The sequence below is a fragment of the Psychrobacter sp. Pi2-51 genome, from assembly GCF_904846665.1.
Classification (GTDB): domain Bacteria; phylum Pseudomonadota; class Gammaproteobacteria; order Pseudomonadales; family Moraxellaceae; genus Psychrobacter; species Psychrobacter glaciei.
Genome location: NZ_CAJHBP010000002.1, coordinates 175,023 through 195,619 on the forward strand (window position 1 = coordinate 175,023; position 20,597 = coordinate 195,619).

Annotated in this window: 18 protein-coding genes; 14 read left to right on the forward strand and 4 right to left on the reverse strand. The window is 44.6% G+C overall.

All coding sequences use genetic code 11. The annotated features are described in order from the left end of the window. Positions 1–31 precede the first annotated feature (31 nt). A complete protein-coding gene (locus tag JMY08_RS01910; protein ID WP_201589407.1) occupies positions 32–1,378 on the forward strand; it encodes a UDP-glucose/GDP-mannose dehydrogenase family protein in 1,347 nt (448 codons plus the stop codon). A 93-nt stretch (positions 1,379–1,471) separates the two neighbouring features. Here JMY08_RS01910 and JMY08_RS01915 read toward each other — a convergent pair whose 3' ends face one another. Continuing rightward, positions 1,472–2,959, reverse strand: coding sequence for a phosphomannomutase CpsG (locus tag JMY08_RS01915; protein WP_227679563.1), 1,488 nt, complete (start codon positions 2,957–2,959; stop codon positions 1,472–1,474). Positions 2,960–3,258: 299 nt separating this feature from the next. On the opposite strand from JMY08_RS01915, the gene mazG reads away from it, so the two are divergent. The 8 genes from mazG (at position 3,259) to yjgA (ending at position 11,132) form a co-directional block, all read left to right on the forward strand. Then, positions 3,259–4,140 carry a nucleoside triphosphate pyrophosphohydrolase gene (mazG, locus tag JMY08_RS01920; protein WP_201589424.1) on the forward strand — a complete coding sequence of 294 codons (882 nt, stop codon included), beginning with the start codon at positions 3,259–3,261 and terminating at the stop codon, positions 4,138–4,140. Then, positions 4,137–4,511, forward strand: coding sequence for a ComEA family DNA-binding protein (locus JMY08_RS01925; RefSeq protein ID WP_201589443.1), 375 nt, complete (start codon positions 4,137–4,139; stop codon positions 4,509–4,511). Before mazG ends, JMY08_RS01925 begins: the two co-directional genes overlap by 4 nt. A gap of 166 nt (positions 4,512–4,677) precedes the next feature. Continuing rightward, positions 4,678–7,005: a polynucleotide adenylyltransferase PcnB gene (pcnB, locus tag JMY08_RS01930; RefSeq protein WP_201589456.1), complete on the forward strand. Its 2,328-nt coding sequence runs from the start codon at positions 4,678–4,680 to the stop codon at positions 7,003–7,005. After that, on the forward strand, positions 6,998–7,528 hold the full coding sequence (gene folK, locus JMY08_RS01935; protein WP_201589459.1) for a 2-amino-4-hydroxy-6-hydroxymethyldihydropteridine diphosphokinase: 531 nt from the start codon (positions 6,998–7,000) through the stop codon (positions 7,526–7,528). The genes pcnB and folK overlap by 8 nt, the downstream gene beginning before the upstream one ends. Before the next feature lie 76 nt (positions 7,529–7,604). Next, entirely contained in the window at positions 7,605–8,405 is an 801-nt protein-coding gene (panB, locus tag JMY08_RS01940) for a 3-methyl-2-oxobutanoate hydroxymethyltransferase (protein ID WP_201589463.1), read from the forward strand. 64 nt (positions 8,406–8,469) lie between these two features. Beyond that, complete coding sequence (panC, locus tag JMY08_RS01945) at positions 8,470–9,399, forward strand: pantoate--beta-alanine ligase (RefSeq protein ID WP_201589466.1); 930 nt, start codon at positions 8,470–8,472, stop codon at positions 9,397–9,399. Positions 9,400–9,449: 50 nt separating this feature from the next. Continuing rightward, on the forward strand, positions 9,450–10,409 hold the full coding sequence (gene rapZ, locus JMY08_RS01950) for an RNase adapter RapZ (protein ID WP_201589469.1): 960 nt from the start codon (positions 9,450–9,452) through the stop codon (positions 10,407–10,409). Positions 10,410–10,619: 210 nt separating this feature from the next. Next, positions 10,620–11,132, forward strand: coding sequence for a ribosome biogenesis factor YjgA (gene yjgA, locus JMY08_RS01955; protein ID WP_010200860.1), 513 nt, complete (start codon positions 10,620–10,622; stop codon positions 11,130–11,132). Between the two features lie 183 nt (positions 11,133–11,315). Here the strand turns inward: yjgA and JMY08_RS01960 are convergent, their stop codons facing one another. Beyond that, entirely contained in the window at positions 11,316–11,936 is a 621-nt protein-coding gene (locus JMY08_RS01960) for a thiol:disulfide interchange protein DsbA/DsbL (RefSeq protein ID WP_201589472.1), read from the reverse strand. Positions 11,937–12,361: 425 nt separating this feature from the next. Here JMY08_RS01960 and ubiG point away from each other — a divergent pair, with 425 nt between their 5' ends. The 4 genes from ubiG to JMY08_RS01980 all read left to right on the forward strand — a co-directional run bounded on the left by ubiG (position 12,362) and on the right by JMY08_RS01980 (position 15,442). Then, positions 12,362–13,243 (forward strand): bifunctional 2-polyprenyl-6-hydroxyphenol methylase/3-demethylubiquinol 3-O-methyltransferase UbiG, encoded by an 882-nt coding sequence (gene ubiG / locus JMY08_RS01965; RefSeq protein WP_227679564.1) that lies wholly within the window; start codon positions 12,362–12,364, stop codon positions 13,241–13,243. 71 nt (positions 13,244–13,314) lie between these two features. Beyond that, entirely contained in the window at positions 13,315–14,025 is a 711-nt protein-coding gene (locus JMY08_RS01970; protein ID WP_189583430.1) for an HAD family hydrolase, read from the forward strand. A gap of 225 nt (positions 14,026–14,250) precedes the next feature. Beyond that, positions 14,251–15,024, forward strand: a complete 774-nt coding sequence (locus JMY08_RS01975; RefSeq protein ID WP_201589689.1) for a YciK family oxidoreductase — start codon at positions 14,251–14,253, stop codon at positions 15,022–15,024. Positions 15,025–15,175: 151 nt separating this feature from the next. After that, positions 15,176–15,442 carry a DksA/TraR family C4-type zinc finger protein gene (locus JMY08_RS01980; protein ID WP_010200867.1) on the forward strand — a complete coding sequence of 89 codons (267 nt, stop codon included), beginning with the start codon at positions 15,176–15,178 and terminating at the stop codon, positions 15,440–15,442. A gap of 105 nt (positions 15,443–15,547) precedes the next feature. On the opposite strand, the gene JMY08_RS01985 is transcribed toward JMY08_RS01980, so the two are convergent. Both JMY08_RS01985 and ompR read right to left on the reverse strand, forming a co-directional pair. Continuing rightward, on the reverse strand, positions 15,548–16,753 hold the full coding sequence (locus JMY08_RS01985; protein ID WP_201589475.1) for a CobW family GTP-binding protein: 1,206 nt from the start codon (positions 16,751–16,753) through the stop codon (positions 15,548–15,550). A gap of 55 nt (positions 16,754–16,808) precedes the next feature. After that, complete coding sequence (gene ompR / locus JMY08_RS01990) at positions 16,809–17,567, reverse strand: two-component system response regulator OmpR (RefSeq protein WP_025651114.1); 759 nt, start codon at positions 17,565–17,567, stop codon at positions 16,809–16,811. A gap of 359 nt (positions 17,568–17,926) precedes the next feature. Between ompR and JMY08_RS01995 the strand changes: the two genes are divergently transcribed. Beyond that, positions 17,927–20,464 (forward strand): Tex family protein, encoded by a 2,538-nt coding sequence (locus tag JMY08_RS01995; protein ID WP_201589478.1) that lies wholly within the window; start codon positions 17,927–17,929, stop codon positions 20,462–20,464. Positions 20,465–20,597: the final 133 nt, after the last annotated feature.

Sequence of the window (20,597 nt, forward strand, 5' to 3'; positions counted from 1 at the left end):
TATTAATATAAACATATCGAAAGGTCGTTCTATGTCAGATGAACTGAGTCATAAATGTAAAAAACCGTCCGTCTGCGTGCTCGTTGGTCATAGTATTGAGGCCATTACCAGTGCCGTGGTGCTGGCAAGCTTGGGTCAGACTGTTCATTTATATGCAGACGTAGCGATGCTAGAGCAGCAGTTGCAGCAATATAGCTTTGAGCATCACTTGCAAGCGCTGTGGCAAATGTATGAGCAGCAGAAAATCATTCTAAGTAAAGCGTTGCCAGATAGTGCTGATACTTTGATAAAAGGCTATGAATCAGTAGGTCATGACGAAGCGGATACTCAAAGCATTGTGGCACTTTATTGGTTGTTTTTAGACAGTATCAAGCCAGTATGGGCAGAAGCCAGCTGGATTACCGCATTCAACCACAGCCATCAACAGGCGCTGCCTGTGATTATGAGTGGCATTGAGAAACTAGGGATTGTCTCAGTACTCGCTCAGAATTTGCAGCGCGCGTGGGTATATTATGTGCCGTTTGTATTCTTGCAAGACGGTGATGCTTATAGCTCGATGTTGAACCCTGCATTGTGGTTACTCGGTGAAAAAACAGCCAACAGTAGCCAGCATCTAGAAGTATTGAAGCCGTTAATGCAGCATGCGCGTGCCGCTCATTACGCTGATATTGCGACGATAGAATTTGCCCGTAGCAGTATCATGGCGATGCTCGCGACGCGAGTGAGTTTTATGAATGAGATGTCACGCTTGGCTGACAGTCAGCAGGTTGATATCAAGCAAGTCAGTCGTATTATGGGGCTAGATGAGCGTGTCGGCAGCAGCTATCTGCAAGCAGGCTGGGGCTTTGGAGGCAATACATTGCCGACCGAGCTGGCTAAATTACAGCAGTCGAGCGTGAGTCATAGTTTAGATATGCCGCTGTTACAGTCAGTCATGCACATCAATGAAGACCAAAAAGAGCTGATATTCCGTAAATTCTGGCAATATTTTGATGGCTTTATTGATAATAAAACGGTGATGGTTTGGGGCGGTAGTTATAAATCAGGCTCTGGACGTACTGCAGGCTCAGCCATACATCCATTACTAGCATTGCTGTGGTCTTATAATATTCGTACTTTGGTGTATAGCGATAAAGCACAAGATGAACTTGCCGCGCTTTATCAGCAGCAACCATTACTGCAATTGATTAATACTCCTTATCAGCAGCTAAATGCCGCACAGGCTGTTTTTATCGTTAGTTGGTCGCCACAAGATCAACTAGATATTGCCAAGCTTAATCAACAGGCGATGCCAGTATTTGATGCGCAAAATGTAATGACACGCTCGCAGATAGATAGTTTAGTGGGCGACTATTTAGGTATTGGTCGGTCTAAATAGTTCTATTCAATTTTGTTTATTGCTAAAAAAGCTCGCTGATAATAATCAGCGAGCTTTTTTGATTTTAAGTAGGGCGTATTAAACGGTATGGATTTACGCTGGTACAGCACCTTTCGCCGCTAGCCACTGTTGAACTTCTTGAGTTTTAATAGCTAGCAGTTCTTTATCACCACGACTTTCGATGTTTAATCTGATAAGCGGTTCGGTATTGGAGGCACGCAGATTAAAGCGCCACTCGCCAAAGTTAAGGCTCAAGCCATCAAGCATTGATTTGGTCGGATTTTCGCTGCTAAATTTTTCCTCAATAGCGCTAATAATCATTGGCGCATCATGAGTAGTGAGACGAAAATTAAGCTCGCCTGAACTTGGATATGCTTTGATGTAGCCGCTGACCAACTCAGATAGCGTCTTACCAGTGACAGACAATAGCTCGATGGTTAATAGCCATGGAATCATGCCGCTGTCGCAATAGAAAAAGTCGCGAAAATAGTGATGTGCGGACATCTCGCCGCCATAAACAGCGCCAGAATCACGCATGACTTGCTTAATAAATGAATGTCCAGATTTACTGATGACAGCCTTACCGTCATGTTCCTTAATCACTGCTTCAGTATTGTAAATGACACGTGGATCGTAGACGATTGACTCATTTGGATATTTGTTCAAAAACGCTTGGGCAAGCATGCCTACCACATAACTACCATCGATAAATTCACCATGTTCATCGAATAGGAAGCAACGGTCAAAATCGCCATCAAAAGCAATACCAAGGTCGGCTTTATTTTCCAAAACCGCGTGTTGGGTTGCCACTCTATTGGCTTCAATCATAGGATTGGGGATGCCATTAGGGAAGCTGCCATCTGGTGTATGATGCAGTTTAATCACTTCAATTGGCGCGCCAGCTTGTGCAAGCTTCTCAATCAATAAATCAACCGCGGGTCCCGCACTGCCATTACCTGAGTTAATTACTAATTTAAGCGGTTTGAGTTTATCAGTATCAATAAAAGTCATGACATGATTGATATACGCACTTTTATCAGTTAATAACTGCAATGTTCCTGATCGGTTTTCAGTGGTAAATTGCCCAGACTCTGCCAATGCCTGAATCTCTGCCAGACCATCATCAGCACTGATTGGTTTTGAGTGTTCCTTAACCAATTTTAAGCCATTATAGTTGATAGGGTTATGACTGGCAGTGACTTCGATACCACCCAACGCCTGATAATGACTGGTGGCAAAATACACTTCTTCCGTACCGCTCATGCCCAAGTCAATCACGTCAACCCCAGCATCTATAATACCAGCGATGGTCGCCTGTTTTAATTGCTCGCTTGAATGGCGAATGTCACTACCAATAACGATGGCAGGTTTTAGAGTTGCCATATCATTGTCATGAGTTTCAACCGCTGCACTATAACGCTGAGATAAAATCTGTGCAAAGGCACGACCAATACGATAAGCGATGTCTTCATTTAGATTTACCCCAAGCTCGCCGCGAATATCGTAAGCTTTAAATGAATCAATAATAATAGGGTTGAATTCAGTCGCTGGCTGGTAGCTAGTGGTCGCAGACGTAGACATAATGATAAAATTCCTTATGCTAAAGCAGTGATAAAGTAATGAAATGGACAACACAATTATAAGCTAATAAGCGTTCAATGCTACACTAACGAGAAAATCGTTATGAACTTAACGTAATTCTATAGTCGATACTAAATAAAATGGGTACACGACATTATGATGCGTGACTGGCACAAAATTTTCTTGCTTGCTGTGCCTACGCAGACAGAGGCTACGAAAATTTATACCAGTCATGCTGTCTCTTTTTTATATTGACCTGACTATATCTAATAACAAACGAAAGTGTAAGAGTATCCCTCATGAGCAATCAAGACAACAAAATAGCAGCGCCTGCACCAGTACAAGGAACGCCAACTGCCAGTGGTGAATTAGACGATTTATTGGCTTTGATGGCACGGCTACGTGTTGACTGTCCGTGGGACAAAAAGCAAACCAACCATCGCCTTATTCCGTATGCCATTGAAGAGGCTTATGAGCTAGGCGAAGCGGTACAAAGCGACGATGATGAAGATATCAAAGGCGAGCTTGGTGATGTGCTGCTGCAAGTTGTTTTCCATTGTCAGATGTATGCGGAGCAAGGTCGCTTCGATATGAGCGATGTTATCGCCACTTTACAAGAGAAACTTATTCGTCGTCATCCGCATGTGTTTGAAGCTGAAACCCTTGAAGATGACGCAGCGGTAAAGGTACGTTGGGATGAGATTAAAATGGAAGAGCAGCAAGCGCGCGAGGCACGCGGTAAACCCAAACGTCGTCTAGACAATACCAAAGCGGGTAGTGCGCTGATGCAAGCACAAGATGTACAAAAGCAAGCCTCAAAGCTAGGGTTTGATTGGGAAGGCGTTAGCGGTGCATTTGATAAGCTGGATGAAGAGATTGCGGAGCTAAAAAGTGAATTGATAGATAAATCCAAAGAAGCTGCTAAATATGACATGAGCAAAGCCAATATCAGAGAGGTTGAAAAGGAATTAGGCGATTGTATGTTTGCCTTAGTCAATGTCGCCCGTAAATTAAACCTTGATGCAGAAGCAGCCACCTTAACGTGTGTGCATAAATTTAAGTCACGTTTTGGCTATATTGAAGCACAACTGGCGGCAGCTGGTAAGCGTTTAGAAGACAGCGACATAACAGAAATGGATGCATTGTGGGAAGCGGCGAAACGATATGAACGATCGTCATGAACGCTCATTCTAAAGTCTCGTTTACCAGTTTAGTCAAGACTGCTGTTTTAGGTCATGTTTTGGCTATTCTGATGCTTAACAATGCTAATGCTGTACCATGTTTTGATAATCCTCAAAGTGCTTATGAATATATTTTATCGCAAGAAAATGCCAACACTCAAGCGCGTGAGCAATATACCGTGAATATCAATCGTGCCAGCGAAGGCGAGCTGGTTTCACTAAATGGTATTGGCAGTAGCAAAGCCCAAGCGATTATTTTGTATCGTGAAATGTTCGGTAGTTTTAAGACAGTGGATGAGTTGGTAAAGGTCAAAGGTATTGGTGCAAAAACGGTTGAGAAAAATCGAAGACGTTTAAGTGTGCAGGATTAATGGTCTTGTTTTGCATTAATTAACCCTAATATTGACAAAATAGCACGTAAGTACATGTCATAACGCACCCAGCGCGCGCAAAATTTGTTAAACTAGTGAGTACATCCGCCTGATAAACGCTGTGTTCGTCAGGGGTGGTTAAAGAATACCGGCGAGGAGTAGATGCATGGCCGAGCGTGCCGCCAAGCAGTTAGAACTGAATAAATCTGAATTACCCAATTCCATTACTGAAGTAATTGCCACCTTGACCCGAGCTGGGTTTGACGCCTATATCGTCGGTGGCGGCGTGCGCGATACCTTATTGGGTCTGCGTCCAAAAGACTTTGATGCTGTCACTGACGCCAAGCCGCATGAGATTAAAGACGTCTTTGGCAAGCGCTGCCGTATTATCGGTCGCCGCTTTCAGTTGGCGCACGTGTATTCAGGTCGTGAGCTGATTGAGGTCGCTACCTTTCGTGGCCCGCCCACCAGCAGTGGTACCACCAATCAAGATGGTATGATCCTACGTGATAACGTTTGGGGTGACATCCAGCAAGATTTCTCTCGTCGCGATTTTTCGATCAATGCCCTTTATTATCAGCCACTTAAAGGTGTGGTTCATGATTTTTGCGGTGCGCTTGAAGACATTGATAATAGAATTATTCGTCTGTTAGGTCATGCGCCAGTTCGTATTGAAGAAGATCCAGTACGCTTATTACGGGCGTTACGTTTTAAAGCCAAGCTCGGTTTTGAGTTTGATGAGGCATTGTCTGAGCAATTTCATGATGGTAATTGGGCGCTGCTTGAGCAAATATCACCGCATCGTCTCTATGATGAAACGCAGAAAATGTTTACGGGTGGCTATCTGGTGCCGTTGCTGCCGTTATTGTTTGAATCAGGTGCGATTGATAGCTTAATTATTTATCCGCCATCTGAGCCCAGTCCTTTAGTAAAACAAGTGGCTATCAATACGGATAAACGTATCGCAGCAGGCAAAAGCATCAATCCAGCATTTTTCTACGCAGCCATACTATGGGAAAATTACCTGCATCAGTTAGAAAAAGCCAAAAAGCGCAACATGCCATTTGCTGAAGCGCAGATGCATGCGGCTGGTAAAGTCATTGATCGTCAACGCATCAAGACCGCTATTCCTAAATTTGCAGAGCAGTTTATCCGTGATATTTGGATATTGCAGCCAAAACTAGCGGCTCCGCGTAGTAAACAAATCGTTCAGCTCTCTGAGCACCCACGCTTCCGTGCGGGCTTTGACTTTTTACTATTGCGCGAACAGTGCGGTGATGCTGAGCATCCGCTATCCGAATCGACCAATGATATGGGCGACTGGTGGCAAACGTATCAAACCTTGTCTGAACAAGAGCAAGAGCAAGCGATTGATGATTTCGATGAAAATATTCGTCGCGGTGCCTATAAAAAAGGGCAGCGAGGGCGCGGACGTAATCGTCAAAAGCCGGAGTCAAATATAGTGGATGAATCGATGTCTAATCAAAACAACACTAAGCGTAGCAAAGCCAATGGCAGCACTGAAAAACACAGCACTGAAAATCACAGTACTGAGAAAAATGGTCATGAACAAGCCGTGGTAAATGATTCGTCAAATATCCCCTCACGCCGTCGCCGCGCTGCCAGCCAATCTACTTCTGCCAAGCAGTTTAGTGGTAATAAAGATAAAGGTCATGACTCGCAGCAGGTAAAACAAGACAGTAATGAGCTTGCTCAGCTACAGCAGTTGTCTCTTGCTAATACCAGCAGTCAAACTGCAAATAAACGCCATCACTCTAAACCTGCGCCATTGTTTGTCATCGAGCACGCAAACGTCGTGCCGCCATTACAAAAGCAGCTATCACCTGCTGATAAGCCTAAGCAACGTCCAGAGCCTGTGCAGAAAAAGCCAGCTACTAAGAATGCATCGGCTGATAAAGATCGACATAATCAGAATGCAAAAACTGATAGCAAGGCTGATAGCAAGGCTGATCGATCAAATAACGCCCAGCAGCCTAAGGATAAACAGCCAGAGGTTATGTCACCTGCTGCTAATGCCTATCCTACCCGTTCGGTAGCAAGAACGCCTGCGCTCGTCACTATGAACAATGAGCCGATACCGCATAAACGCCGTCGCCGTCAGCCAAGTGTAGACAATACCAACCTTGCTGACAGCACCGAGAAGCAAGTAGCTGCTAATAACGCCGATAAAACTGAAGCGAAGTACACCAAAAAAGCACCTAAGCCAGCAGCTCAATCTACTGGTAAAGCTAAAAAAACAGTAGAACCTGCAGCAACTAAGACGGCAGGGAATAAGACAGAAGCTAATAAAGCGACTGTATCTGCGAAAGCTAAAAAACCAGCCAAAGCAGCAGAGGCTAGGTCTACTAAAAACAGTCAAAATGCTGATAGCAAATCGTTGGCCGGTCAAGTGAGCGACAATAAAATGGGCGATAATAAAGGCCCTGTACCATCGAAACGTCGCCGTCGCCAGCCCAGTACTGATAATGTCTAGTATTGTTGACGATGCGGATAATGTTAATTGGGTAACCTGCTATGTGGGCTTGGGTAGCAATATAACCAATGAATTGGGTTCGCCAGTAGAACACTTACAGCAGGCATTGCAAGGGTTGCGAGAGCATAAGCAGATACGCGAGCTTCGAGCTTCCTCATTTTATGCGTCAGCGCCTATGGGGCCACAAGATCAGCCTGACTTCGTTAATGCAGTGGCTGGTTTTAAGACGATATTGACCCCCTTTGAGTTGCTCGCATTTTGTCAGCAGCTAGAAGAGCAGGCTAAGCGGGCGCGCTTACGACGTTGGGGTGAGCGTAGTCTGGACGTCGATATCTTGTTATATGGCGACACGCGAATTACCGAGCCGCAGCTAACCATACCGCATGCTGGACTGCTTGAGCGTAATTTTGTCTTGTTACCGCTGCGAGAGTTAGCCTCAGCGCTCATCATTGATGGTATATCGATAGATGATTATTCACCTAGTAAAGATTGGACAGGGTTAAAATTATTATCAAGCGACTGATAAATTTTGGATCATAGGCACGATAATAGTTAAAGGTATTTATAACTAAAGGCATTAAAGATTAATCGAGGGTCATATGACGACGTTATCTACTTTAAATAAATTCAAAAAAGACGGCACCAAGTTTACTTGCTTAACGTGCTATGACTCGATGTTTGCACGCATGATGGAAAAGGCACAGATTGATACCATTTTGATCGGTGATAGTTTGGGTATGGTGGTACAAGGCCATGATTCCACCTTGCCCGTGACCGTTGATGATATGGCTTATCATACGGCCAATATTGCCCGTAGTAATAAATACGCACTGATACTGGCTGACTTGCCGTTTATGAGTTATGTGACCTTGCCAGAAGCGGTCACTAACAGCCGTCGATTGATGCAAGCCGGCGCGCATGTGATTAAAATCGAAGGCGGTAGTGAGCTTTGTGAGCTGGTGACTACATTGGCGCAAGCAGGTACGCCCAGTTGTGTCCATCTTGGCTTGACCCCACAATCAGTCAATGTGTTTGGCGGTTATAAAATCCAAGGTCGCGGTGACGCAGCAGCTGATAAATTGCTTGCTGATGCCAAAGCAGTGGTTGCCGCAGGTGCCGCACTTTTAGTATTAGAATGTGTACCTGCTGAGCTTGCAAAAGCGGTTACAGAAGCGGTTACAGTACCAGTGATTGGCATTGGCGCTGGCGCAGATACAGATGGCCAAGTGTTGGTCATGCATGACATGCTGGGCATGGCTCATGGTCGTGTCCCGCGCTTCGTTCATGACTTTTTAACTGATGAGCGCAATAGTACGCACAGTATCGAAGGCGCCTTTGCCCTTTATCAGCAGTCAGTGCGCGACGGCAGTTTTCCAACCGAGCAGCACCAATTTAGCTAATTTTTTTAGCCAGTCTTAACGAGTCTTTTGGTTTTTACGATTATCAGTAGAAGAATATTTAACGATGCCAATCATTTATCAGCAGATTTCAGAGTTGCGCGCCGCTCTACAGCCTTATCGTGGTCAAAGAAATGATAAACCAGATAGCACTCAGCGTATTGCTTTAGTACCAACGATGGGCAATCTGCATGAAGGTCATCTGGAGCTGGTAAGCATTGCTAAGCAGCATGCCGATATTGTGGTGGTGAGTATCTTTGTCAATCCTACCCAGTTTGGGGAAGGAGAGGATTTTGATAGTTATCCACGCACCTTGGAGGAAGATGTCGCTAAGCTAGCAACGGTTGGTGCAGATTATGTTTTCGCACCCAATGTCGATGAGATGTATCCGGTATTGCCACCATCGACCTCAGTTCTTGCTGGTGCCATTACCAATCAATTATGTGGTCAATCACGTCTTGGGCACTTTGATGGTGTTGGTATTGTCGTCTCTAAATTATTCAATATCGTGCAGCCTGATGTGGCGGTATTTGGACAAAAAGACTATCAGCAGCTAGCGATTATCAAACAATTAGTACGTGACTTGAGCTATCCCATTGAGATTGTGGGTGCACCTATTGTTCGCGCTGCCGACGGCTTGGCGCTGTCTTCACGCAATCAATACTTGAGCGCCGCTGAGCGCAAAACAGCTCCCGTACTTCATATGGAGCTGCAACGCCTAGCACAGAAACTAGCACAGCAGTTAACGAGTAATAAGCAGGGCATACAAGGGTTTGACGCATTACTAGCAGAAACGCATCAGCGTATTAGCGATGCTGGCTTCAATATCGACTATCTAGAAATAAAAACTGACCAACTAGGGACTATTGATACTAGTGATACTAGTGATAGTAGTGAAGCAAACGGTAATGGTAAAAGTAGCCATTTGATGATTCTAGTCGCTGCTTGGCTAGGGCGGGCACGATTGTTAGACAACCAATTAGTGACGGTTCATTAGCCGTTGTGACGTAGTAATTTGCTGGATGCAATGGACTAGGATGACGGATCATGGATGCAAACAACAGTAAGCAAACAGAACAGGAAGTGGTGGCTGTAACGAACGATGAGCGGCTGAGTATTTTAGTCGTGTCAGGGCGTTCTGGCTCAGGTAAAACGTCAGTATTGAATATACTAGAAGATTTAGGCTATTATTCTATCGATAATTTACCGTTGTCATTGGTGCCTGACGCTGCCAAGAAGTTGGTCAGCGATAGTGGTATCAAACGCATCGCGCTTGGTGTTGATATTCGTACCCCGCGCGCTGACTTGTCTAATTTCGCTGCGACCCATGACATTCTAAAACAGACTTATGGTAAGCAGGCTGTTGAAGTAGTGTATGTGACCGCGCAAGAAAGCACATTGGTTGCACGCTTTAATGCGACGCGACGCGTTCATCCGCTGATGTCACAAGATGTTGACAGTGATAATGCTAGGCATATCGCCTTCAATCTACCAGCCGCGATCAAAAAAGAAGTCGAGCTGTTAGAGCCCATTGCTAGCCATGCTGATATCACAATTGACACCAGTATGCTTAATATACATCAGCTCAAAGACACGTTGCGTGCCTATGTCGGTATTGACAATCAAATTGTCATTAATTTGCTGTCTTTTGGTTTTAAGTACGGTAGCCCAATTGATGCTGATTTTATATTTGATGTTAGGATTTTGCCAAACCCACACTGGAAACCTGAGCTGCGTGCCTTGACTGGTCTTGACTCTGAGGTCGGCAAATTTTTTGCAGATTATCCAGAAGTGGTTGAAATGACCGACGATCTCGAAAGGTTTTTAAGCCGTTGGTTGCCTGACTTTTTACACAATAACCGTCATACCGTGACAGTGGCAATTGGCTGCACTGGTGGCAAGCACCGCTCAGTATTTATCACCAATAGTTTACAACGTCGTCTTGCCGATGCGATGCCAAGCACTATAAAAGTGTTGGCGAAACATCGTGAAAAAAACCGTTGGTAGTTATTGGTAAACATTAGAATATGTCCTCAATTTAATTGATGGGCTAAAAATGGCTAAATTTTGCCAAACAGCGTCAAATAGTTGGTTAGTATCTCGATATTATCTACGCTATTTTTCTTGTTTGACTGCAATTTGTCTTATTTTTATCGCCGTTTTTAGAATGAGGACACGCCCTAGCACTTTTATTATTCATTATTTTGGAACGCTTTTATGATTGACTGGTCAGAACATGATATGCGCGTCTCGCGCACAGAACTCAAAAAATCCCATGAGCGCTTACAACAGTTATCGATACCACTTGCCAGCTTGTCGAAAAAACAGCTGAAAAACCTGCCAGCCAGTGATTATTTTATGGCAGAGTTGATGGCTCTTGCGGATATCACCAGTGCCACTGCGCGTATTAGACAGACCAAGCGAGTAGGCAAATTGATCAGCGAAGAAAATCGCCATGAATTGGTAAAAGCCTTATTCGATGCCTTTTTCCCAAAAGAACAAGTCTCTAAAATAGAAAGCTGGTCCGAACGTCTAAATATCAATGATGAAGGCACACTAAAGCAGTTTGTCAAACAGTATAAAATTTCAGAGCGCAACAGTCTGTATCAGTTATTGCTTTGGATCGAATACGCCAAGCACACGCACGATGATGAGCTGATGATGGAGTCTAAAGAAGATTTGGCCAGCTATATTCGCGAAGTGACAATTTTATCGGATTTAAAAGGATAGTTGTCCTACAACAACTAATAGCGCTACAACGGTTATATGCACAAATACCAATAGATAGACGAAAAAGAAAGTTTATCGAAGTCTAAACATAAAAAAGCCAATCATGAGTGATTGGCTTTTTTAGCGGCGTTAATACAGTTTAATTAAAGACAATTAACGTCATAAACATAGACATGCCTGTGTTTATTTTTTCTCAGCACGTACTTTGTCAACTAAGTAATCGACAACCTTAACTACTTTGGCGTCTTCACCCGTTACCACGTACTTGCCTTGTACCACAACAGCTGGTACGCCCGATAGCTGATAACGCTTGGCGCCTGCTTGTGAGCGACCAATTTTTGTACCAACGGCAAATGAGTTATAAAGGCTATTGAATTTCTTTTGATCAACACCTTGAGATGCATACCATTTGCTTAATGAAGCTTGGTCAAACAGCTTTTTGCCATCTTTATGAATGGCATCAAATAACGCATCATGGGTTTTGTTTTCATAGCCTAGGAGTTGAGCAGAATAAAAACCACGGGCACTGGCTTCCCAAACAGGGTTAAGCGCTGCTGGCGTTTTGAAGAATGCCACATCTTTGTCTTTGTTTTTTGCCCATTTTTCCATATGTGGATTAAGCGCATTACAATGCGGGCAACCATACCAAAAGAATTCACGCACAATAATAGCATCACCGGTGATTTTTTCTGGATTGTCTAGCACGCGATAATCTTTTCCGGCGACATAATCGGCTGCTTGTGCGCCCATACTGGCGATTCCAATGGCGAAAGCCAGACCAGTCAATGTAATGACACGTTTCATACTTTTTCCTTGAGAGGTAGAGACTGAGAGTTTTAGAAGTTTCTATGGGTTTGAAGGTATAAATGACAAAGTGTCGAGTATAATCAACCTACAGTAGAGTACCGACTATAATAACGTAAAATAGGTGTGGTTGTGAACCCGATTCTTAACTAACGGTTGTAAACCTGTGAGCTATTATTTAAGGTATCTTACTTATCACTATCTGATTTTCAAAACTGAAACCTTTAATCAGGTAAAGATAGAAATTGCCATTGACGCAACAGTTACTATAAAGTAAACAGCACACGGTGATGATGATGTTCAAGTATTTGCTAACCTCATTCACAATCCGTGACGATGTACTCACGACAAAACCGCCGCTCGCATGCTAATATTAAGTATATAATCGTGCACTGTATACGATAATAACTCTAAAGGAAAATGCTATGAGCGCAGCTTTATCTTCGTCTTCTGTAAATGATCAAGCGACCAGCCGTTTCGATGATGCTGATACTAATAATACGGTTACGGATGATACTGTGGCTGATAGTACAACGGCTGCGACGATAAATGTGGATCCTAGCGAAGTCGACAAGTTTAATAAACTGGCGAGCGAATGGTGGAACAATACTGGCGCGTTTGCAACCTTGCATGAAATCAATCCACTCCGCCTGAACTGGATAGAAGAAAATATTAAGCGCGGCTATCAAAATAGCGATGATAGTACAAACGCTAGTAAGACTGCTGAGATGGGTCTGAGTGGCAAAAAAGTGCTCGATGTTGGTTGTGGCGGCGGTATATTGTCTGAGTCGATGGCACGTCGCGGTGCTGATGTGACCGGTATAGACTTAGGGACTGAAAACCTAAAAGCGGCCACGCTTCATGCCGAGCAAAGCAATTTAGAAAAGACGTTGCGTTATCAGCATATCCCAGTAGAACAGCTAGCAAAAACCCATGCGGGTCAGTTCGATGTGGTGACATGCATGGAAATGCTTGAGCATGTGCCTGATCCAAGCTCGATTGTGCAGGCTTGTTTTGAGCTGTTAGCGCCTGGCGGTGTGTGTGTGTTATCGACGATCAACCGTAATCCCAAATCGTATCTGTTTGCTATCGTTGGCGCCGAGTATGTATTGCGCTTGCTTGATCGTGGCACCCATGATTATGCCAAATTTATCACGCCTGCTGAGCTGGACAAAATGGCGGTTACTGCTGGGTTTACACGCCAAGATATCATTGGCCTACATTACAACCCAATAACCAAGCGTTACTGGCTGGCACAAAACGTCGATGTCAATTATATGATAGCCGTACAAAAGTCAAAGGCTTGATAGCTTAAGTCATTGCTTATCGTCCCATCATTAACGCACCAAACACCTCACTAATTAAAAGAGTATGCCTTATGAGCCAATTCGTCAAAGCCGTTTTATTTGACCTTGATGGGACGCTAATCGATACTGCCGCTGACTTTGTACGGATTATCGGTAAAATGAGCCGCGAAAACGATTGGCAAGCCCCGCCTGAAGCGCTTATTCGAGAACAAGTTTCTGCCGGTGCGTCAGCCATGGTTAAGCTCATGCTGCATCAAAATGGGCAAGACAGCGTTAGCGAAGATGATTTACTTGGTTTTCGTCAGCAGTTTTTGGATGATTATGCTGCAGATATTTGTATTGATAGCTGTGTATTTAGCGAGTTAGAAGAAGTGCTGACCACACTTGAGAAAAAAGGCGTACCTTGGGGTATTGTCACCAATAAGCCGCGCTATCTAGCAGAGCTACTGTTACAAAAAATGCAGTTAGATGAACGCTGTGCGGCCTTGGTCTGTCCTGAGGATGTATCACGTTCCAAGCCTGATCCAGAGCCTATGTATATGGCATTAGAGAAACTGGGTATACCGCGCGGCGCTGCTGGCTGTGTTCTCTATGTCGGCGATCATATACGTGATATTGACGCTGGCAATGCCGCTGGTATGTCGACGATTTTAGCCGCTTATGGCTATATTCCACTTGAAGATCAAAAAAGCCTAAAGAAGTGGGGCGCAGACTATATTACTGACACCCCTGAGCAGTTGAAGAAGCTATTGCTTACTTCAGGTAAATTTGAATATCTATAAACAAACCAATCATCAGTAGAGCCGTGATAGGAACATCAACTATAAGTAAATGACTCATGAATATGTCATCTGCAATAGTTGTCCTTGAGTAAGCCGTTCTAAAGATAAATGGTTTTGAAATTAAATACCTTCAATAATAAATAACAAGCAGTGAGTCATACCATGAGCGACAATGTTAAGCAGTCGGCGACCGAGCAGAACCATCAAGCAGCCACGGGAAATGCTATGCAACCTTTAACGCACGACGATATCCGTCAGTTTGTGCCATCTGTTGACTGTTTAGATGGTAAGACTGTCTTGGTAACAGGTGCAGGCGATGGCATTGGACGCGTCGCTGCATTAACCTACGCCCGTTATGGTGCCACGGTTCTACTATTGGGTCGCACGAGTAGCAAGCTTGAATATGTCTATGATGAAATTGAGAGCTTGGGTGGCAAACAGCCAGCCATGCTACCGATGAATTTAGAAGGTGCAACCTATGCAGACATGCAGAAGTTAGAAAGGCTTATCGACAAAGAAGTGGGTCAGCTTGATGGTATATTACACAACGCTGGTATGCTCGGACAATTGACGCCGCTTGAGATGTATGACATTGATACTTTTGATCAAGTAATGAAGGTCAACTTTACGGCGACTTTTATGCTCACGCAAGCGTTGTTACCGCTGTTAAAAGACGCGGATCATGGTTCTATCGTCTTTACTTCTAGCACGGTCGGTACGCACCCTCGCGCGTTTTGGGGTGCTTATGCGCTCTCCAAGCAAGCCGTCGAAGGAATGAGTGATATCTTTACTCAAGAGACGCAGAATACGACGAATCTGCGTTTTAACTGTATCAATCCTGGTGGCACTCGTACCAATATGCGCGCTCACGCTTATCCCGGTGAAAACCCAATGTCTCTTAAGACACCTGACGACATTATGGCGGGCTATGTTTGTTTGATGAGTGACGCCAGTATTGGAATACGTGGACAAGTGGTAGATTTACAACCAAAAGATTAGCAGAGAAAGATGACTGTAAAAACCATAGCGTTATATATGTTTTTTACAGTCGCTGGCGGGTTGTAATTAGGCTTAGAAATCCCCATCTATCTGTTCTTAAAGACTTTTATCTTATAAGATATTAATAATAATAGACAAAAAGGATAAGATTATGGCAGGTGGCTGGTCAAAAGATGGTGCCGAGCACGAACAAATGGATGCGACGGTCAATGATGCGCTTGAGCGCGCGAGGCGTGCGCAACCAACGGGTAAGAGTGCAGAATTTTGTGATGAGTGTGGCAACCCGATTCCAGAAGCGCGTCGTATCGCCGTGCCGGGTGTGCAGCACTGCGTCGGCTGTCAAACCGAGCTTGAGCAAGAGGCGAGAGCGGCTGAACTGTTTAATCGTCGCGGCAGTAAAGACAGCCAATTGCGCTAATTGGTACAAGTTAATTAAAAAAAGACCAACACTACTATTTTACTTAGTAGCGTTGGTCTTTTTTTTGAGCGTAGTATTTTTAAAAGGTAGTCTTGTTATAGGTAGCTAGGGCGTGTCTTCCATCAATAGCGCCATCAGCTCATTGTCGCAAGCCTGCCAATCTAGTGAAGATAATAATGGTGGTGTATTCTCTACTTCTGCTTTATTAGACACTACACCGTTATCTATAACTGACTGCAAAATCACCTCTAGTCGGCTATCGATTTGGGCGCTCGCCGTGGTGATAGTCAAACTGTCAGGCGTAAAATTAATCTTTAACCAACCATCAGAGGTGTTAACCAAGCCTTTAATACGTTGCCAGTTAGGCAGTCTTAACAGCCATTCTTGTAGACCATCAGCGTTAAACACATAATGTGCAGGCAAGCACCAGCCACCTAGCAGCACATCTTGTTGTTGCTCATGATAGCGGTAGGGTAGATCGGTATCTGCCTCTATGTCTCCAAGACTTTGGTCGTTCTCTGTAGCTCGGTTAGACATCAAGCTAGTAAATGGCTTTAAAGAAGTACGAATCTGATTAGGCTTGGTTTTATCGGTAGCGCGTTGCTGAGAGATGGTATGGCTTGGTTTCGTCAGCTGTGTTATCAGCGTTGATGAGGGGGTATTCAAAGTAGTTGTATTATTTGAGCTATTATCTTCGGTTCGAGAGAGAGACTCTGTCCAGATGACAGCCACCTCAGCATTGAGCATTGCTATCCACTCTTGTAAAGCCTTGAGTTCATCTGCATCCAGTTGCGTATAGCGATTGATCACTAAGACATCAGCATCACGGACATGCGCTTGAAAACCATCGTGCGAGCGATACTTTTGTTGTTGCCATTGCACGCCGCTTAGCACCGTAATCACGGCCTGCATATTGAGCGCTGTCTGCCAATGTGGCGCGCTCAGTTGTTGTATCAACTCGCGCGGATGTGCCAATCCGGTGGGTTCGATAATAAGACGCTGCGGACGATGGTCACTAAGCAGGCGAGTAATCGCAATTTGTAGGGGCAGTTGACTGGTACAACAAATACAGCCACCACTGACTTCACGAATGGCAATGTTACCTGCATCAGTATTGTCGTCTTGCGCACTTGCTAGCAGCGCCCCATCAATGCCAATACGCCCAAACTCGTTAATCAATAGTGCCCAGCGCTCATCGGCGGACTTGCTAGAGAGTAGCTGGTTGATGACGGTGGTTTTACCCGCGCCCAAAAACCCTGTCACCAAGGTGCAGGGTATGTTTTGAATCATGGTTGATGTGGTCAAAGCCATTGTTGTCTAAATCATCGTCATAAGTGGTTATAAAGCAGCAACTAAAAAGTAAATACTATTCACTTTTTGCCGTTTCAACTTCGGCTTCGTCAGGAACGAACACGTAGCCCACACCCCAAACGGTTTGGATATAGCGGGCTTGAGAAGGATTGTCTTCAATGAGGCGGCGCAGACGTGAGACTTGTACATCGATAGAACGCTCCATCGCACCCCATTCACGACCACGGGCTAGATTCATCAGCTTATCGCGAGTTAATGGCTCACGTGGATGCTGAACCAATGCCTTTAATACTGAAAATTCACCAGTCGTTAAGGTAACGACATTGCCGTCACGTTTGAGCGTACGAGTCGATAAATCAAGTGTCCAAGGTCCAAACTCAACCACTTCTAGCTGATGACTTGGTGCACCCGGCAGCTCGCGATTTTGACGACGAAGTACCGCTTTGATACGAGCAAGCAGCTCTTTTGGGTTAAAGGGTTTAGGCAGATAATCATCCGCGCCCGCTTCAAGACCAGCGATACGATCAGCATCACCGCCTTTTGCAGTCAGCATGATGATTGGAATATCGCCATTGTCTTCACGCAGACGCTTACAAATACTAATGCCATCTTCACCCGGTAGCATCAAGTCCAACACCACCAAAGAAAAAAGCTCACGTTGCATCAACTTATCCATTTGACTGCCATCATGGGCAGTACGAACGACGAAGCCATCATCTTCTAGGAAGCGTTGTAATAAAGAACGCAGACGGGCATCATCATCGACCACTAAGATACGCTGAGTCAAAGTATCGGGGCTGTTATTGTCAGGCATACAGGCATCCTCTTATAAAAATTATTATTAGTAGAAATTATCAGCAAAAACACTGTCGTTATTTTATGGTTGAGCCATTTATTATAGAAATTGCATATAAATAAAAAACTTTTGTTCAATTCGTCAGTGCGTATCAATATTTGTGCTATTGGTACTTTAGTGTATAAGATTGCACCGCCAATTGCATCACCTGTAGGCATAAATGCTGTATGCGTTTGTTTAACAAGGCTACAGAACTTAGGATAGCAACCGAATTAAGCTATAAAATCACAGATAAATAAGGAAAAGATAAAAAGGATTTTTATTCATGCAGCTTTTGCTATAATGCCAAACACCATTTATCAACGATTGATACGTCTATGAGTAGCACTGATACCTTAACGCCATCTCAAACCTCGACAAATGCACAGGTTTTGGATGCAACCACACACGCGAATATTCACGACAAGCTTGCTCGCGCGCTTGGCATTAAGACTGCTCAAGTCAATGCGTTTGTCAAACTTTATGATGAAGGCGCGACCGTTCCGTTTATCGCGCGTTACCGTAAAGAAAAAACGCAGAATCTTGACGATGCGCAGCTGCGAGCTTTAGAGAAGTCGCTCAATTATGAGCGCGACATGGCAACGCGTCGCCTTAAAATTACTGAGCTGCTTAGTACGCAAGGCAATTTGACCGACGAGCTACAGACGCGTATTGATAATGCGACGTCTAAGCTTGAGCTTGAAGACATCTACTTGCCTTATCGTCCGCGTCGCCGTTCACCAGCGGCCAAAGCACGCGCTGCCGGTCTCGATGTGGCTGCTCAAGCAGTCTTAACACAAGAGATTACCCCAACAGAAGCACTGGCTGATTATCAAGCGCCATCTAGTATCTCTGACGATAGCGGTAATGAGATTGAGGTCGACTTTAGCGATATCGACAAGCAGTTGGCTGGCGTACAGGCCATCATCGTTGATGAATGGACGCAGGCGTTAGATCTGCTGGATAACTTGCGCAGTGGTTTTGCCAAAACGGCCAGTATCGTCTCGGCAGTTGCCAGTGATGATAAACGAGAAGTTGGCGAGAAGTTTAAAGACTATTTTGAGCACAGTGAAAGCCTTGCTCGTCTACCCAATCATCGCCTATTAGCGATGCTACGTGGTCGCCAAGAAAACGTCTTGGGTCTCAAAATTGAAGGCGAAGATACCCCTTTTATCGAAAAGATTATTGCTCATTTTGATATCGATGCCAAGGCACCTGCTGCCCGTCGTGAGTTTTTAGCAGAAGCGGCGAGTAGCTTGTGGAAAGAAAAATGGCGTCCGCATATCGAACATCGTTTATTGACTGAAAAACGTTTGACCGCTGAAGCAGATGCGATTGATGTGTTTGCCAATAATTTACAGCACCTATTGATGTCAGCACCTGCTGGTCGTAAGATTATCCTAGGCGTTGATCCTGGTATTCGTCATGGCGTAAAAATGTCCATCGTTGATGCCCAAGGTCATGTCATGTTGGATAACGAAGATAAGCCTGTTGTCGCAACAGTCTATCCGTTTGCCCCTGATAATAAGATGGATGCAGCTAAAAAAGTCATCGATGAGCTGTTAAGCACTTACAACGTTGATTTGGTCGCTATCGGTAACGGTACGGCGAGTCGCGAAACAGATGCGATGATTAAAGAGATTTTGGCTGCCAATTCTGAGCTAAAAGCCAAAGCCGTCATCGTCAATGAATCTGGCGCTTCTGTTTATTCGGCGAGTGAGCTTGCCAGTGATGAGCTTGGCAATTTAGATGTCTCTGTACGCGGTGCGGTTTCTATCGCGCGTCGCTTACAAGATCCGTTATCAGAGCTCGTTAAGGTTGATCCAAAAGCCATTGGCGTTGGTCAATATCAGCATGATGTTAACCAAAACCAGCTAGCTGATAGCTTGGATAAAGTCACCCAAGATAGCGTAAACGCGGTTGGGGTTGATGTGAATACGGCAAGCCCTGCTATTTTGGCACACATTGCTGGTTTGAATAAAAACGTCGCCCAGCAAATCGTCACTTATCGTAAAGAGCATGGTGCGTTTGATAGCCGTGAGGCGCTCAAAAACGTCCCACGTTTGGGTGCTAAGACATTTGAGCAGGCAGCAGGCTTCTTACGCATACACGACGGTAGCAATCCACTTGACGCGACTGGTGTGCATCCAGAAAGCTATGCGCTGGTTGATAGCTTACTTGCGCAAACCGGTAAAGCATTGCCGGAAGTATTGGGGAATGATGGTGTACTAAACACGATCGACACTACTGCGCTTGCTGCAAATGATGACAATATCAGTGTAAAAGCCATCATCGAAGAGCTTGCCAAACCAGCACGTGATCCACGTCCTGAGTTCAAAACGGCTAATTTCCGTGATGATGTCAATAGCATCAAAGATCTGAGCGAAGGGATGACGTTAGAAGGCGTAGTTACCAATGTGACGGCTTTTGGTTGCTTTATTGACGTTGGTGTCCATCAAGATGGCTTAGTGCATATCTCACAGATGGCCAATGATTTCGTTGCCGATCCAATGAACCGCGTCAAGCCGGGTGATATCGTGTCAGTTCGTGTTATCTCTATTGATGAAAAACGTGGTCGTATCGGGTTTAGCATGAAGCCTGAATCTGAAAAACCTGCACGCCCAGCAGCAAAACCTACTGCGAGAGATGCTGGTTCTGATGAGAAGGGTAATCGCTCGCGTAGTGACCGTCCAAGTAGCAGTCGCCCAGCTGCTGATAAACGTCCGTCTAAGCCACGTGGTAAGCGTCAGGATAAAGACAACGCGAGCAACAATCGTAGCAAAGCGCCAAGAGCTGATAAAACAGAAGCACCTAGCAAGTTAGGTACGTTTGGTGCCTTGTTACAAGAAGCTGGCGTGACTAAAACTAAAAAATAAGTGGCTTTATGAGTTTCTTAAGTCATTTCTAAATAATTAACAGAAATAATCAATAAAAAAGGCAGCCATTAGGCTGCCTTTTTTATTGGGAATATATTTGAAACATATATTACTAGAAGTGCTTTAGCGTGGC

What these genes read in the sequence shown, in the direction of transcription:
- JMY08_RS01910 (WP_201589407.1), top strand. Translation starts at nt 32, where the DNA reads ATGTCAGATGAACTGAGTCATAAATGTAAAAAACCGTCCGTCTGCGTG.
- JMY08_RS01915 (WP_227679563.1), bottom strand. Translation starts at nt 2,959, where the DNA reads ATGTCTACGTCTGCGACCACTAGCTACCAGCCAGCGACTGAATTCAAC.
- mazG (WP_201589424.1), top strand. Translation starts at nt 3,259, where the DNA reads ATGAGCAATCAAGACAACAAAATAGCAGCGCCTGCACCAGTACAAGGA.
- JMY08_RS01925 (WP_201589443.1), top strand. Translation starts at nt 4,137, where the DNA reads ATGAACGCTCATTCTAAAGTCTCGTTTACCAGTTTAGTCAAGACTGCT.
- pcnB (WP_201589456.1), top strand. Translation starts at nt 4,678, where the DNA reads ATGGCCGAGCGTGCCGCCAAGCAGTTAGAACTGAATAAATCTGAATTA.
- folK (WP_201589459.1), top strand. Translation starts at nt 6,998, where the DNA reads ATGTCTAGTATTGTTGACGATGCGGATAATGTTAATTGGGTAACCTGC.
- panB (WP_201589463.1), top strand. Translation starts at nt 7,605, where the DNA reads ATGACGACGTTATCTACTTTAAATAAATTCAAAAAAGACGGCACCAAG.
- panC (WP_201589466.1), top strand. Translation starts at nt 8,470, where the DNA reads ATGCCAATCATTTATCAGCAGATTTCAGAGTTGCGCGCCGCTCTACAG.
- rapZ (WP_201589469.1), top strand. Translation starts at nt 9,450, where the DNA reads ATGGATGCAAACAACAGTAAGCAAACAGAACAGGAAGTGGTGGCTGTA.
- yjgA (WP_010200860.1), top strand. Translation starts at nt 10,620, where the DNA reads ATGATTGACTGGTCAGAACATGATATGCGCGTCTCGCGCACAGAACTC.
- JMY08_RS01960 (WP_201589472.1), bottom strand. Translation starts at nt 11,936, where the DNA reads ATGAAACGTGTCATTACATTGACTGGTCTGGCTTTCGCCATTGGAATC.
- ubiG (WP_227679564.1), top strand. Translation starts at nt 12,362, where the DNA reads ATGAGCGCAGCTTTATCTTCGTCTTCTGTAAATGATCAAGCGACCAGC.
- JMY08_RS01970 (WP_189583430.1), top strand. Translation starts at nt 13,315, where the DNA reads ATGAGCCAATTCGTCAAAGCCGTTTTATTTGACCTTGATGGGACGCTA.
- JMY08_RS01975 (WP_201589689.1), top strand. Translation starts at nt 14,251, where the DNA reads ATGCAACCTTTAACGCACGACGATATCCGTCAGTTTGTGCCATCTGTT.
- JMY08_RS01980 (WP_010200867.1), top strand. Translation starts at nt 15,176, where the DNA reads ATGGCAGGTGGCTGGTCAAAAGATGGTGCCGAGCACGAACAAATGGAT.
- JMY08_RS01985 (WP_201589475.1), bottom strand. Translation starts at nt 16,753, where the DNA reads ATGGCTTTGACCACATCAACCATGATTCAAAACATACCCTGCACCTTG.
- ompR (WP_025651114.1), bottom strand. Translation starts at nt 17,567, where the DNA reads ATGCCTGACAATAACAGCCCCGATACTTTGACTCAGCGTATCTTAGTG.
- JMY08_RS01995 (WP_201589478.1), top strand. Translation starts at nt 17,927, where the DNA reads ATGAGTAGCACTGATACCTTAACGCCATCTCAAACCTCGACAAATGCA.